This is a genomic window from Blastococcus sp. SYSU D00813 (assembly GCF_054050735.1).
Map to the genome: position 1 here is coordinate 17,054 of NZ_JBJGZX010000030.1, position 14,393 is coordinate 31,446.

General features: G+C 78.1%; 9 protein-coding genes. 3 read left to right on the forward strand and 6 right to left on the reverse strand.

From position 1 onward, the window contains the following. The first annotated feature begins 24 nt into the window (after nt 1-24). Nucleotides 25-3,318, forward strand: a complete 3,294-nt coding sequence (locus ACI8AX_RS17855) for a BTAD domain-containing putative transcriptional regulator (RefSeq protein ID WP_456551189.1) — start codon at nt 25-27, stop codon at nt 3,316-3,318. A gap of 7 nt (nt 3,319-3,325) precedes the next feature. Here ACI8AX_RS17855 and ACI8AX_RS17860 read toward each other — a convergent pair whose 3' ends face one another. From ACI8AX_RS17860 to ACI8AX_RS17870, 3 genes are all read right to left on the reverse strand, one after another. Further along, complete coding sequence (locus tag ACI8AX_RS17860) at nt 3,326-4,066, reverse strand: hemerythrin domain-containing protein (RefSeq protein WP_456551190.1); 741 nt, start codon at nt 4,064-4,066, stop codon at nt 3,326-3,328. Between the two features lie 25 nt (nt 4,067-4,091). Beyond that, entirely contained in the window at nt 4,092-6,284 is a 2,193-nt protein-coding gene (locus ACI8AX_RS17865; RefSeq protein WP_456551191.1) for an MMPL family transporter, read from the reverse strand. 124 nt (nt 6,285-6,408) lie between these two features. Continuing rightward, complete coding sequence (locus tag ACI8AX_RS17870; protein ID WP_456551192.1) at nt 6,409-7,263, reverse strand: SDR family NAD(P)-dependent oxidoreductase; 855 nt, start codon at nt 7,261-7,263, stop codon at nt 6,409-6,411. Nucleotides 7,264-7,327: 64 nt separating this feature from the next. Here ACI8AX_RS17870 and ACI8AX_RS17875 point away from each other — a divergent pair, with 64 nt between their 5' ends. Both ACI8AX_RS17875 and ACI8AX_RS17880 read left to right on the forward strand, forming a co-directional pair. Then, nucleotides 7,328-8,350, forward strand: coding sequence for an iron-containing redox enzyme family protein (locus ACI8AX_RS17875; RefSeq protein WP_456551193.1), 1,023 nt, complete (start codon nt 7,328-7,330; stop codon nt 8,348-8,350). 110 nt (nt 8,351-8,460) lie between these two features. Then, nucleotides 8,461-10,014: a methyl-accepting chemotaxis protein gene (locus ACI8AX_RS17880; protein WP_456551194.1), complete on the forward strand. Its 1,554-nt coding sequence runs from the start codon at nt 8,461-8,463 to the stop codon at nt 10,012-10,014. On the opposite strand, the gene ACI8AX_RS17885 is transcribed toward ACI8AX_RS17880, so the two are convergent. From ACI8AX_RS17885 to ACI8AX_RS17895, 3 genes are all read right to left on the reverse strand, one after another. Next, on the reverse strand, nt 10,011-10,322 hold the full coding sequence (locus ACI8AX_RS17885; protein WP_456551195.1) for a CDGSH iron-sulfur domain-containing protein: 312 nt from the start codon (nt 10,320-10,322) through the stop codon (nt 10,011-10,013). The two genes, ACI8AX_RS17880 and ACI8AX_RS17885, sit on opposite strands and share 4 nt — an antisense overlap. A gap of 55 nt (nt 10,323-10,377) precedes the next feature. Next, entirely contained in the window at nt 10,378-11,166 is a 789-nt protein-coding gene (locus ACI8AX_RS17890; RefSeq protein WP_456551196.1) for an aquaporin, read from the reverse strand. A 102-nt stretch (nt 11,167-11,268) separates the two neighbouring features. Continuing rightward, nucleotides 11,269-14,382 carry a bifunctional [glutamine synthetase] adenylyltransferase/[glutamine synthetase]-adenylyl-L-tyrosine phosphorylase gene (locus tag ACI8AX_RS17895; RefSeq protein WP_456551197.1) on the reverse strand — a complete coding sequence of 1,038 codons (3,114 nt, stop codon included), beginning with the start codon at nt 14,380-14,382 and terminating at the stop codon, nt 11,269-11,271. Nucleotides 14,383-14,393 lie beyond the last annotated feature (11 nt).

The following is a 14,393-nucleotide window of genomic DNA, read 5'->3' on the forward strand; positions in this document are numbered from 1 at the left end:
CCCGCGCCCCTATGCTCCCGGCCCGTGTTCGTCGGCGTGCTCGGGGACGTCCGGGCCGAGCGGGACGGCGCGGACCTGCCGCTGGGGGTGCGCAGGCACCGCGAGCTGCTGGCGGCACTGGTCCTGTCGCCCCGCCGCTCCGCGACCGGCTCCGCGCTGGCCGGGCTGCTGTGGGGCGAGGCCCCTCCGCCGGGCGCGCACAACACGCTGCAGACCTACGTGGCCGGGCTGCGCCGCGCCCTGCAGCCCGACGCCGTCGTCGTCACCACCCCGCAGGGCTACGCGCTCGACCTGCCCGACGACGCGGTCGACGCGGTCCGGTACGAGCGCGCCGTGGACGCCGCCCGGCGAGCGCTCGGCGCGGCGGCGCACGACCCGCTCGCCGCGCCCCCGGCGGACGGCCCCGCCCGGGCGGCGGCCGAGCTGGCGGCGGCCCGGGCCCTGTGGCGGGGCACGCCGTACGCCGAGCTGGGCGACGCCGCCGCCGCGGTGGCCGAGCGCGCGCGGCTGGAGGAGCTGCGCCTGGTCGCCGCGGAGCTCGGCGCCGTCGTCCGGCTGGCCGACGGCGACCACGCCGCGCTGGCCGCCGACCTGGAGCGGCTGACCGCCGAGCACCCGCTGCGCGAGCAGCTGTGGGCGCTGCGCGCGGTGGCCCTGGCGCGGGCCGGCCGCCAGGCCGACGCGCTGGCCGTGCTGCGCGAGGTGCGCACGGCACTGTCCGGCGAGCTCGGGATCGACCCCGGCCCGGTGCTGCGGCGGGTGGAGGAGGCGGTGCTGCGCCAGGACCCGGCCACCAGCTGGACGCCGACCGCCCTGCCGGACCCGGCACCGGCGCCGGCGGCTCCGCCGGCGGGCTCGCCGTGGGAGCTGGTCGGCCGCGAGGCCGAGCTGGCCCGGCTCACGGAGGTGCTCGCCGGCGCCGCCGCCGGACGCCCCTCGTTCGCGTCGCTGATCGGCGAGCCGGGCATCGGGAAGTCCCGGCTGGCCGCCGAGCTCGCCGCCCGCGCGGCCGCCGGTGGCACCCGGGTGCTCGTGGGCCGGTGCTCGCAGGACGAGGGCGCTCCCCCGCTCTGGCCGTGGGCCGCCGTCCTCGCGGGGCTGCCCGACGTCCCGGCTCCCGAGGCGGCCGCTGAGCCCGGGACCGACCCGCAGGCCGAGCGCTTCCGCACCTGGGACGCCATCTGCCGGCGGCTGCTGGCGGCGGCGGCTCGGCAGCCCCTGCTCGTCGTGCTGGACGACCTGCACTGGGCCGACGCCTCGTCCCTGCGGGTGCTCCGCCACCTGGTCGCCACCGCCGAGACCGGCCGGCTGGCCCTCGTCGCCACGTGGCGGCCCCACCCCGAGCCCACCGGGCCCCTCGCCGAGGTCGCCGAGGCCCTGGCCCGGCGGCACGCGCTGCGGCTGGAGCTGGCCGGGCTGCCCGCCGAGGACTCCGCCCGGCTCGTCGCCGCGGTCGCCGGGACGGCGCCGGCCGGCGGGACCGGGGAGCTGCTGCACCGGCGCACCGACGGGAACCCCTTCTTCCTGGTCGAGTACGCCCGGCTGGTCGGCGAGGGCGGCGCGGTCACCGGCGCCGAGCTGCCGGCCGGGGTCTCCGACGTGCTCGGCCGCCGGCTGGCCGGCCTGCCGGAGCCCGCGCTGGCCGCCGTCCGGGCCGCCGCGGTCCTGGGCCGGGAGGTGCGGCTGCCGCGGCTGGCCGCGCTGCTGGGCACGGACGAGGACGCCGTCCTCGACGCGCTGGACCCGGCGCTGGCCGCCGGCCTGCTGACCGAGGACGGCGTCGACCGCTTCCGGTTCGCGCACGCGCTCGTGCGCGACGCCGCCTACGCCACCCTGCCGCTCTCCCGGCGCGCGCGGCTGCACGCCCGCGCCGCCGAGGCGGCCGAGGACGACCCCGCCGACCCGCAGGCCACCGCCGAGGCGGCGCGGCACTGGCTGGCCGCCGGGCCCGCCGCGGCCGGCCGGGCGTGGCCGGCGGCGGTGGCCGCCGCGCGCGCGGCGATGGACGTGCACGCCCACGAGGAGGCCCGCGACCTCCTGGTGGAGGCGCTGCGGGTGCAGCGGCAGGACCCCGCCGCGGGCTGGCGCGAGCGCTACGACACGCTGCTGGCGCTCGCCGCGGCCCACCGGCTGACGGCGGACTGGACCGGGCTGAGCGAGGCGTCCGACGAGGCGGTCGCGGTGGCCGAGGCCGCCGGCGACGTCGAGCGCACCGCCCGCGCCGCGATCGGCCCCAGCCAGGGCGCGCTGTGGCAGCCGCGCGAGTACGGGGCGGTGCACGAGCCGGTCGTCGCCGCCCTGCGCCGGGTGCTGCAGGCGCTGCCGCCCGGTGACGGCGAGCTGCGCTGCCGGGCGATGACCGCCCTGGCCAGCGAGCTGTACCACGCCGCGGCTCCGCTGGAGCGCGACGCCCTGACCGACGAGGCGCTGGCCATGGCGCGGCGGCTGGGCGACCCGGAGCTGCTGCACGCCGTGCTGATGGGCGCCTACCAGGCGGTGTGGCGGCCGGCGACGGCCGAGCACCGCCTCGCCCTGGCCACGGAGGCGCAGGAGCGGGCGGGCACGCCGGCCGCCCGGGCCACCGCCGCGACGATGCGCGCGGTGGCGCTGTTCGAGCTGGGCCGGCTGCCCGAGCGGGCCGAGGTCGCCCGGGAGGCGCGCGTCCTGGCCGAGCCGCTCCGGCTGGTCTACCTGCTCGCGCTGCTGGACACGATGGAGGCGCCGCTGCTGGCGCTGTCCGGCCGCGCGGAGGAGGCGGAGGTGGTGCTGGCCCGAGCCGTGGAGCGGTTCGAGCGGCTCACCCTCCCCCAGGCCGGCGACGGCATCGCGGGGGCGGTCCTCACCGTGCGGCTGTTCCAGGACCGGCTGGCCGAGGCGCTCCCGCTGGTGGGCGGCTTCCTCGAGCGGGCCTCGTTGCCGGTGACCGCGGTGATGGCCGCGGTCCTGCTCCGCTCCGGCATGGCCGAGCAGGCCCGCGCGCTGCTGGCCGGCGCGCCCCCGATCGACCTGACCGCCGACGACTGGTTCGCGATGCTGACGTGGTGCTCGGCCGGCGAGGTGGCGCTCGGCACCGGGGACGCCGTCCTGGGCGCCGCGGCGCACGCCCGGGCGCTCCCCTACGCCGGCCGGATGTGCAGCGGCGGCTCCGGCGCCCCGCTCGGGCCGGTCGACGCGTTCCTGGCCCTGGCCGCGGCCGCGGCCGGGGACCGCACCGCGGCCGGCGCCCACGCCGACCGCGCCGAGGAGCTGTGCCGGACGTGGCAGCTCCCGCCGGTCGCGCGGTGGCTGCGCGACCAGCGGGAGCGGCACGGCTTCTGACCCGCGCTCAGCCGGCGGCGCCGAACGCCCGCCGGTGCAGCCGGTCGAAGCGCCGGCGGGTGAGGACCCAGGCCACCCGGAGCACCCGGCCTCGGGCGGCGAAGGCCCGGTCCCGCACGTCGGCGGGCAGGCCCCGGCAGACCCAGGGGACGCTGAAGGCGACCTCGGCCGGGGTGCGCGGCGGCGGGAAGGCGGTCCGCTCGAGCTCCTGCCACTCGGCGTCGGTCATCGTGGCCTGCACGATCGCCAGGGCCTCGGTCTCCTCGTGCGCCAGGTGCCGGGCCAGCGCGTCCCGGGCCGCGATCGCCCGGACGGCCAGGGCGCCGCGCCGGTCCGCCGTCCCGCCCGCGGCCATGGCGGCGAGGCCGGCCTCGCAGGCGGCGAGCAGGGGGTCGATCTGCTCGTGCTCGGCGGCCATCGCCTCCAGGGTGGCCCGCCCGACCCGGTCCCCCGCCGCGTCGCAGCGGCGCAGCAGCAGCGGCCACAGGACGGTGTCCTCGCCGGTGTGGTGGTGGTGCAGCACCTCGGCGGAGCGCGTCCAGTAGTCGTGCATGGCCCGCCAGGCGGTGACGTCGGCGACCGGGGTGACCGGCACGGCGGCGGCGACGTCGGCCAGCGTGCGCCGGAAGGCGTGGTGCAGGGCGTACATCATCAGCAGGTCGACGGGGCCCTCGGGTGCGGCCTCCTGGCCGGGGAGGCGGACCTGCGGGACGGCGGGGGCGGTGGTCATCGGTCTCTCGGTGGTCATCGGTCTCTCCTGTCCGTGGGCGGGGTCAGCGGGTGAGGGCGAGGTCGGCGTCGCCGGCGTCGGTGCCGGCGTCGGTGCCGGCGTCGGCGTCGGTGCCGGCGGTGGCGGCGTCCCGCGGCCGGGGGGCGGACGCCTCCAGCTCCAGGTGCGGCAGCCGGCGGTCGGCCCACGCGGGCAGCCACCAGTTCCACCGCCCGAGCAGGGCCATGGAGGCGGGGACCAGCACCAGCCGGACGACGGTGGCGTCGACGAGGACGGCGACGGCGAGCCCCGCGCCGACCTGCTTGAGGATGAGGTCGCCCTCGGTGGCGAAGCCCAGGAAGACGGCGACCATGATGGCGGCGGCGGCGGTGATGAGCCGGCCGGTGGAGGCGAGCCCGGCTACGACGCTGCGGTGGGCGTCGCCGGTGCGCAGCCACTCCTCGCGGACCCGGCCGAGGAGGAAGACCTCGTAGTCCATGGACAGGCCGAAGGCGACGGCGAACATCAGGATCGGCACCCAGCTCGAGATCGGGACGTCCTGGTCCAGGCCGAGCAGCTGCCGGCCCCAGCCCCACTGGAAGACCGCGACCATCACGCCGTAGGCGGCGCCGATGCTCAGCAGGTCCATCGCCGCGGCCTTGAGCGCGACGACCGGCGCCCGGAACGCCACCGTCAGCAGCAGCACCGACACCCCGACGACGACGCCAATGACCAGCCAGATCCGCTCGTCGAGCAGGCCGGTGATGTCGGCGAGGACGGCGGTCTGGCCGGTGACCGAGGCGCCGTCGGGCAGGACGTCGGCCCGCAGGGTGGCCAGCAACTCGGTGGTGGCCGGGTCGGCCGGGGCCGTCGTCGGCTCGACGACGATCAGCGCCGCGCCGCCGCCGGGGCTGACGACCGGCTCGCCGGCGAGGGCGACGCCGGGCGTGGCGGCCAGCTCGTCGCGCAGGGCGGGCAGGTCGGCGACCGGCACGGCGTCGGTGTCGACCGCCACCAGGAACGGGCCCGTGGCGCCGGGGCCGAACGCCGCGGTGGTCAGGTCCGCGGCCTGCCGCGTCGTCGAGTCGGCGGGCTGGGCGCTGACGTCGGCCGGCCACAGCCGCAGGTCCAGGACCGGCGCGGCCAGCGTGACCAGGAGCAGCAGGGCGCCCAGGGCCCAGGGCAGCGGCCGGCGGCCGACCCGCCCGGCCCAGCGGGCGGCCAACGGCGTCCGGGCCGGGCCGGCGGGCGCGGGGCCGCGGCGCGTGCGGCGGGGCAGGACCCGGGCGCCCGCCAGGCCGAGGGCGGCCGGCACCAGGGTGAGGGCCGCGGCCATGACGGCGACCACGCCGAGGGCGGTGGCGATGCCGAAGGTGGCGTAGGTCTGCAGCCCGACCAGGCCCAGGCCGAGCAGCGACACGAGCACGGTGCCGCCGGCCACGACGACCGAGCGGCCGGCGGTGGCCGTCGCCCGCGCCGCGGCGGCCGGGACGTCGAGGCCGGCCCGCAGCCCCTCCACGTGCCGGGTGACCAGCAGCAGGGCGTAGTCGATGCCGACGCCGAGGGCGACCATCGTGGCGACCGTCGGCGCCGAGGTGCTCACGTCGATCACCGCCGCCAGCAGCAGCACCGCCGAGGACCCGACGGCCAGCCCCAGCAGGGCCACCAGCACGGGGAGCCCGGCGGCGACCACCGACCCGAAGGTCAGCACGAGCAGCAGCAGGGCCACGAGCACGCCGAGGGCCTCGCCGACGCCACCGGGGGCGAGGCCGGCGCTGTCGGGCACCTCGCCGCCGAAGGCGACCTGCAGGCCGGCGTCCACGGTCGGCGCCGCGGCCTCCTCCAGCGGCCCGGTGTCGCCGAAGATCGCCTGGTCGGTGACCGGGACGTCGTAGCGCACCTCCAGCAGCACCGTGGCGCCGTCATCGGACACCCGCGGCGGGGAGACGGCCAGCACGTGCGGCAGGTCGGCCAGCCGGCCGGCGAGGTCGGCGACCTCACCGGGGTCGACCGGGTCGCCGTCGCGGTCGTGCACGACCACCCGGTCGACGGCGCCGGCGGCCTCGGGGAACTCGGCGCGCAGCAGGTCGGTGCCGGCCTGGGAGGCGCTCCCCGGCACGTCCCAGTCGTCCTGCGGGGTGCCGCCGGCGGTGGCGGTCAGCCCCAGCGCGACGGCGACGACCACCAGCCAGGCGGCCAGGACGCGCCAGGGGTGCCGGGCGGCGGCACCTCCCAGCCGGTGCAGCGTGCGGGTCATCTCGCTCCTCCTCGATCCGGCGGCCGCGGTCGTCCGCGGCCGGTCGGGAGGAGCGTCGCGAGCGGCGGTGGGGGTCGGCTGGGAGCCGCTGGGGGTCCGCTGGGAGGGGCCTGGGGGCGCCGCCTCAGCGGGTGCGGCGCTGCACCGCGCGGGCGCTGACCCGGCGGATGCGGTCGTGCTGCCGGGACAGGACGGCGTCCAGCGCCCGGTCCACCGGGGGCAGCTCGCCGAGCCGGGCCAGCCCCGCCCACCGGGGCACGGAGACCGACCGGGACCGCGGGGCCTCGAGCAGGTCGGTGATCGCGCCGGCGACCCGCTCGCTGCGGATCCCCCGGGACAGCCGCGGGCGTGCGTCGGCGTCCGACCGCGGCGGGGCGCCGTGGCCGCGGGCGAGCCACTCGGTGGCCACCGGCCCGGGGTGCACCGAGTGCACCCGCACGCCGCGGGAGGTCACCTCGCGGCGCAGCCCGCGGACGAAGCCGAGCAGGCCGGCCTTCGTCGCCGAGTAGACGGTGAGCGGCGGAACCTGCGACCAGGCCGCGACCGAGGAGACGGCGACGACGTCGGCCCGGCCGGCCCCCGCCGCCGCGGCGAGCAGGTGCGGCAGCGCGATCCGGGTCAGGTCGACGGCACCGGTCAGGTTCAGCCCGACCACGGCCTCCACCGCCTCCCCCGGCATGTCCTCGACCAGGCCGGCCCAGCCGAGCCCGGCGTTCAGGACCACCGCGTCGAGCCGGCCGTGCCGCTCGAGCACCGCGGCCACCAGCCGCGCCCGGTCGGCCGCGTCGGCGACGTCGGCCGGGACCCCCGTGACGCCGGGCAGGCCGGCGACGGCCCCGGCCAGCCGGTCGCCGTCCCGGGCGCAGGTGACGACGCGGCAGCCGCCGGCGGCCAGCCGGGCCACCGTGGCCCGGCCGATGCCGGCGCTGCCACCGGTGACGAGGACGACGCGGGCGGCGGGCGCGGGAGCTGCACACATGGGCCGCCTCCTACCCTCGGGCGATCTCCCTCACGTCAACGCATCGAGCACGACAGGAATGGGCATGGCCGATCGCATGCAGCTTCCCGAGCCACGGGGTCCGCTCAGCCGCGCCCTCTTCGCCGACCTGCCGACCGGTTCCCTGTCGGCCTCGACGACCGGCGTGGCGATCGAGTCGGCGGCGACCACCACCGATCCGCTGCTCGACGACGACCTGCAGATCGCCCTGGCCGTCTGCTACGAGCTGCACTACCGCGGCTTCGACGGGGTCGACGACGCGTGGGAGTGGGACCCGGCGCTGCTGGCCCTCCGGGCGCACCTGGAGCGGGCGCACACGGCGGCCCTGCGGGAGCTGGTCGGGCCGCTGGAGGTCACCGCCGAGCCGGTCGACCGGCAGCTGACCGCCCTGATCGCCGCCGACGACGGCCCCTCGCTGTCCCGGTACCTGGCCCGCTCGGGGTCGCTGCCCGAGTGGCGGGAGTACCTGACCCTGCGGTCGGTGTACCACCTCAAGGAGGGCGACCCGCACACCTTCGCCGTCCCGCGGCTGAGCGGGCGCACGAAGTCGGCCATGGTCGAGATCCAGGCCGACGAGTACGGCGGCGGCGCCCCGGCGCGCATGCACAGCGAGCTGTTCGCCGGGCTGCTGCGCGACCTCGGGCTCGACGACGGCTACGGCGCGCTGTGGGACGACGCCCCCGCGGCGGCGTTCACCTCGGTCAACACCATGTCCCTGTTCGGCCTGCACCGGCGCTGGCGCGCCGCGGCGCTGGGCCACCTGACCGCGGTCGAGATGACCTCGTCGGAGCCGAGCCGCCGCTACTCCGCGGGCCTGCGCCGGCTCGGGTTCGGGCCGCGCACCACGGTGTTCTACGACGAGCACGTGGAGGCCGACGCGGTGCACGAGCAGATCGCCGCCGTGGACATGTGCGGCTCGCTGGTGGCCGCGGAGCCCGAGCTGACCGCCGACGTCCTCTTCGGCGCCGCCTGCTCGCTGGCCCTGGACGGCCTGACCGCGCGGTCGCTGCTCGGCGCGTGGGAGGCGGGGCGCTCCGCGCTGCGCGGGGAGCGCCCGCTGGCCGCCTGAGCCGCGGCGCCGCCGGCGGCACCAGCTGAACGGCACGGTCTCGGGTGGAGATGCTGCGTGCACTGCCGAAAGGAGTGTGCCGTCTCTCGACCCCCGGAGGACCACCCGCCATGTGGCGACGCACCGACTCCGCCCCATCAGCCACCCCGGGGACGACGCCGATGCCCCGCGACGTCGAGGCGCTCGAGCAGGTGCTCGCCGCGCTGGACGAGGGCGTCACGAGCGAGGCCGACGCGCACGTCACGGTGACCACCACGATGGTCCGGGCCCTCGGGCTGGCCTACGGCGGCATCTGGATGCCGGCCGACGGCGGCTTCCGGCTCGTCGCCGAGCAGGGCGAGCTCGCCTCCGCGATGGGCGCCCGGTGGCGCCGCGAGGACGTGATGGCCCCCGAGGACGGCCTCGGCGGCCGGGCGGTGCGCGAGCGGCGTCCCGTGCTCGTGGACCCGACCACCGAGACGCGCACCTGCCGGCGCTGGGCCACCGCGGCCGCCGCCGGCGCGCGGCACGGCTGCGTGCTGCCGATCGTCGAGGACGACCGCGTCGTGGCGCTGCAGGAGTACTACTCCCGCAGCGAGCTGCCGTTCTTCGGCGGCCGCTCCGAGAAGTGGGCGGCGATCGGCCGGGTGGCCGCACACGCCCGGCGCTCCGCGCTGACCACCGCCCAGCTGCAGGAGACCCTGCACGACCGGGAGGCCGTCACCACCGTGGTCGGCCGGGTCGGCGACGCCACCGACGCCGAGTCGGCGATGCGCACCGCGCTGGACACCGTCCGCACCGCGTTCGGCTGGGCCTACGGCTCCTACTGGGCGCTGGACGAGGAGGCGGGCGTCCTCCGCTTCAGCGTCGAGTCCGGCTCGGCCGGTGAGGAGTTCCGGAAGGTGACGCTTTCCGCGAGCTTCGCCGAGGGCGTGGGGCTCTCCGGCCGGGCGTGGCGCGAGCGGGACCTCGTCTTCGTCCGCGACCTGGGCGAGGTGACCGACTGCGTGCGCCGGCCGGCCGCCCAGCGGGCCGGCGTCAAGTCCGGCGTCTGCTTCCCGGTCATGTCCGACGGGCGGGTCGTCGGGACCATGGACTTCTTCGTCACCGAGACCATCGACCTGTCCGAGTCACGCACCGCGGCCCTGCGCAACGTGCAGCAGCTGGTCTCGCAGCGGCTCGACGTCCTGCGCCGGGCCGAGGCCGACGCCGCGAACTCCCGCGCCCTGCTGGAGACGGTGTCGCTGCTGCGCGAGGCCGCCGACGAGGCCGGCCGGGTGGCCGAGGGCGCGGTCGCGCAGGCGTCGTCGATGACCGCCGAGGTGGAGGCCCTGGGCACCGCGTCGGCCGCGGTGGGCGACGTCATCCAGATCATCTCCGGCATCGCCGACCAGACGAACCTGCTCGCCCTGAACGCGACCATCGAGGCCGCCCGCGCCGGCGAGCTCGGCCGCGGGTTCGCCGTCGTCGCCAGCGAGGTCAAGGACCTCGCCCGGGAGACGGCCGCGGCCACCAAGAGGGTGTCCGAGCAGATCGCCGGGATCCAGGTCAGCAGCGAGCAGGTGTCGGCGGGCATCCTCGCCACCAGCGAGGTCATCTCCCAGCTCGACGCCGTGCAGAGCCGGATGGGCGAGGTGCTCGGGCAGCAGGAGCGGATGGCGCGGGCCTTCGAGGGCCGCGGCTAGTCCTCCGGGCGGTCCGCGGGCGGGTCCTCCGTGCGCGCTTCGCGGACCAGCTGCGCGGCCGGCCGCGGTCGGCTGGGTGCGCTGGGGGCGGAGAAGCCCGACCGCTTGTGGGTGCCGTCGCAGAAGGGCTTGATGCCCGACTTCCCGCAGCGGCACAGCGCCACCGTGTCGCGACCCGGGTCGATCTCCACGCCGTCGGGGTCGACCAGGCGGAAGTCGCCGCGCACGATCAGTGGGCCGTCGCGGTAGGGCGTGATCGTGGCCCCGCGCTCGTCGTCCGCCGCTGGGCCGGTCTGGGCATGCGTCACTGCTGCACCCTCCCCCCGCGGGGACCGGCTCACACGTGCAGGTCCACCGGACGGGTCACCGACGGCGCGCGGGCCGCCGTCCGTCCGGCTCGGCCGGCAGCTCCGCCCCGGTCCGGTCGACCACCCCGTCGCCCGCCGGGGCGCCCCGTTCGTCGTCGGGCCGCACGGCCGGTGTGGCCAGGACCCGTGCCACGGCCACCGCGGCGAGGGCGCCGAGCAGCGGGGCGAGAACGAACAGCCACACGTGCTCCAACGGCTCGCCGCCCGCGAACAGCGCGGGGCCGAGGGAGCGGGCCGGGTTGACCGACGTGCCGGTGAGCGGGATGCCCACCAGGTGGACGGCGGTCAGCGTCAGGCCGATCGCCAGGCCGGCGAACCCCGGGGCGGCGGCCCGGCCGGTGACCAGCAGGACCACGAACACCAGCACGAAGGTCAGCAGCACCTCGAGCACGAAGGCGCCGCCGCCGCTGATCGTGGCGCCCCAGTCGTTGCTGCCCAGCGCGCCGGTCTGGTCGGTGACGTCCCCGAAGTCGCTGGTCAGGAGCTCCAGCAACGCCGCGCCGGCGATGCCCCCGGCGAACTGGGCGATCCAGTACCCGGCGGCCTCCCGGACGGTCATCCCCCCGGACAGCAGCACCCCGAGCGTGACCGCCGGGTTGACGTGGCACCCGGAGACCGGGCCGATGGCGTAGGCGAGGGCGAGCAGGACGAAGCCGAACGCGAACGCGACCCCGACCGGGCCGAGCAGGTCGAAGCCCGCGACGGCCGAGCCGACGGCGAGGAGCACCAGCAGCACGGTGCCCAGGAACTCGGCAGCCAGCGAGCGCACGAACGTGGGTGGCACGACGGACCTCCGGGTCGCTGCGACTCCCCGGCCCCTCGGACCGGGCTCCCCGTGCGTCCGCCCAGCCTGGTCCCGGTCGACCGCGACACGCCAGTCCCGGAACTAGCCGTTCGGCGGGGTCCCGTAGAACACCTGCTCGACGACCGTGCGGGCGTGCCGCGTGGTGCGCCGGTAGTCGTCGAGGAACTGGCCGGGGTCGACGTCCGGCCCGGCGCCGCTGGCCCGCGCCACCCCGGCGAGCTCCACCCCCGGCCGCGGCAGCTGGTCGCTGGGCCGCCCCCGGACGAGGAACACGGCGTTGCGGGCCAGCGACGCCAGCTCCCAGGCCGCCCGCAGCGCCTCCCCCTGCTCGGTGTCCAGGTGCCCGGCGGCGACCAGCGCGTCCAGGGCCTCCACCGTCGAGGGGACCCGCAGCCGGTCGTCGCCCGCCGCGTGCTGCAGCTGCAGCAGCTGCACGGTCCACTCGACGTCGGCGAGCCCGCCCCGGCCGAGCTTGGTGTGGGTGGCCGGGTCGGCGCCCCGGGGCAGCCGCTCCCGCTCGACCCGGGCCTTGATCCGGCGGATCTCGGCGACCTGCTCGCCGGTGAGCCCCTCGGCCGGGTAGCGGATCGGCTCGACCATCTCCACGAACGCCGCGCCCAGCGCCTCGTCGCCGGCCACCGGCACCGCCCGCAGCAGCGCCTGGACCTCCCAGACCGACACCCACCGCTCGTAGTACTCGCGGAAGGCCTCCAGGCTCCGGACCAGCGCGCCCTGCCGCCCCTCGGGCCGCAGGTCGGCGTCCACCTCGAAGGCGGGGTCGGGCGCCGGCTGACCCAGCAGCCGGCGCAGGGTGTGGGCGATCGTGTTGGCCGCCGCGGTCGCCTTGGACTCGTCCGCGCCCGGGCGCGCCCGGGACACGAAGAGGACGTCGGCGTCCGAGCCGTAGCCCATCTCGCCGCCGCCGAGGCGCCCCATCCCGATGACCGCCATGTCGACCGGCAGGTCCTGCGGCGCGATGCCGGCCTGCGCGGCGTGCGCCCGCACGGCGACGTCGAGCCCGACGCGCAGGGTGGCGACGGCGACGTCGGTGAGCGCGCGGCCCACCCGGACGACGTCGAGGCGGCCGAGCAGGTCGGCCGACGACACCCGCAGCAGCTCCTGGCGGCGCAGCCCGCGCAGCACCCGGATGCCGGCCTCGGCGTCCGGCGCCCGCCCCGCCGCCTGCCGCCAGGCCGAGGTCAGCGCGGCGGCGGAGCGCGGCTCGAGCTCGTCGTCGTCGGCGAGCAGCCGCAGCGCCTCCGGCGCCCGGGACAGCAGTCCCGCCACGTACTGGCTGGACCCGAGCAGCTGGGCCAGCCGCTCGGCCACCTGGCCCTCGTCGCGCAGCAGCCGCAGGAACCACTGGTTGCCGCCGAGGGCCTCGCTGACCTGCCGGTAGGCCAGCAGGCCGGCGTCGGGGTTCGGGCAGGCGGCCAGCGTCTGCAGCACCACCGGCAGCAGGTACTTCTGCATCGATGCCGAGCGCGAGACCCCGCCGGTCAGCGCGCCCATGTGCCGCAGGGCGCCCTCGGGGTCGGCGAAGCCCAGCGCGCGCAGCCAGTCGCCGGCCGCCTTCGAGCCCAGCTGGGCCGCCTCGGCCGGCACCTTCGCCACCGCCGACAGCAGCGGGCGGTAGAAGAGCTTCTCGTGCAGCCGGCGCACCTCGCGGGTGTGCAGCGCCAGCTCGGCGTCGAGCACCGCGACCGCGTCGCCGCGGTGGTCGGGCTTGTAGCCCAGCGAGCGGGCCAGCCAGCGCAGCTGCTGCTCGTCGGTGGGCAGCAGGTGCGTCCGGCGCAGCCGCAGCAGCTGCAGCCGGTGCTCGACGGTGCGCAGGAAGCGGTACGAGGCGATCAACGTGGCCGCGTCGTCCCGGCCCACGTAGCCGCCGGCCGACAGCGCCCGCAGCGCCGGCAGCGTGCCGCCCACCCGCAGGGAGGCGTCGACCCGGCCGTGCACCAGCTGCAGCAGCTGGACGGCGAACTCGACGTCGCGCAGGCCGCCGCGGCCGAGCTTGAGCTCGCGGTCGGCCTGGCCGGCCGGGATGTTGGCCTCCACCCGCCGGCGCATGGCCTGCACCTCGGCGACGAAGCCGGGGCGGTCGCCGGCCTCCCACACCCGCGGCCACAGCTCCTCGACGTAGGCGCGGCCCAGGTCGGGGTCCCCGGCCACCGGCCGCATCTTCAGCAGCGCCTGGAACTCCCAGGTGTGCGCCCACTGCCGGTAGTAGGTGGTGTGCCCGTTGAGGGTGCGGACCAGCGCGCCGGCCTTGCCCTCGGGGCGCAGGGCGGCGTCGACCTCCCAGGCCGCCTCCCGGCACACGCGCATCAGGGCCGCGGCGACCCGGGTGGCGCTGCTGATCGCCGGCGCCTCGGGGTCGGCGGGGTCGACGGGCTCGGCCACGAAGACCACGTCGACGTCGCTGACGTAGTTGAGCTCGCGGCCGCCGGTCTTGCCCAGCGCGATGACCGCCAGCCGGCACGGGGCGGCCGACTCCGGCTGCTCGGCGACGGCGACGGCCAGGCCGGCGGTGAGGACGGCGGCGGCGATGTCGGCGAGCTCGGCCGCGGCCTCCTCGGCGGCCAGCCCGTCGCCGAGGTCGCGGCCGGCCAGCGAGAGGATCGCCCGGCGGTAGGCCAGCCGGAGCGCCGCGACCCGCTGCGGGCTGGCGTCCGGGGCGCCGCGGCCCAGGCGCACGCCCCACGGCGGGTCGTCGGGGTCGGCGCCGACCGCCTCGAGCATCTGCCGCTGCAGGCCCTGCGGGGTGGGCCGGGTGGCGCCGCGGCCCTCGCCGTCGCCGTCGTCGTCCAGCTCCTGCCAGTCGCCCGGGTGGGCGGCCAGGTGGTCGGCCAGCCCGGAGCTCGCGCCGAGCACCGCCAGCAGCCGGCTGCGCAGCTGAGCCGAGCCGCGGAGCCGGGCCAGCAGGGTGGCCGCGGCGCCGCCGGAGGGGTCGTCGCGGTCCAGCGACTCCACCAGCCGGCGCAGGGAGAACAGGGCGAGGTCCGGGTCCCCGGCGCGGGCCAGCGCCGAGACGACGGACCCGGCCTCGGGGTCGGCCGGCTCGTTGCGCTCCAGGTCCCAGAGACCCAGCGCCGGGTCGGACAGCAGCTCGGCGGCCTTCTCGCCGTCCTGGAAGCCGAAGCGGACCAGCCGGACGACGGCCCGCCGCGGGATCTCCCGCTCCTGCGCCGCGGTCACGAGACCTCCTC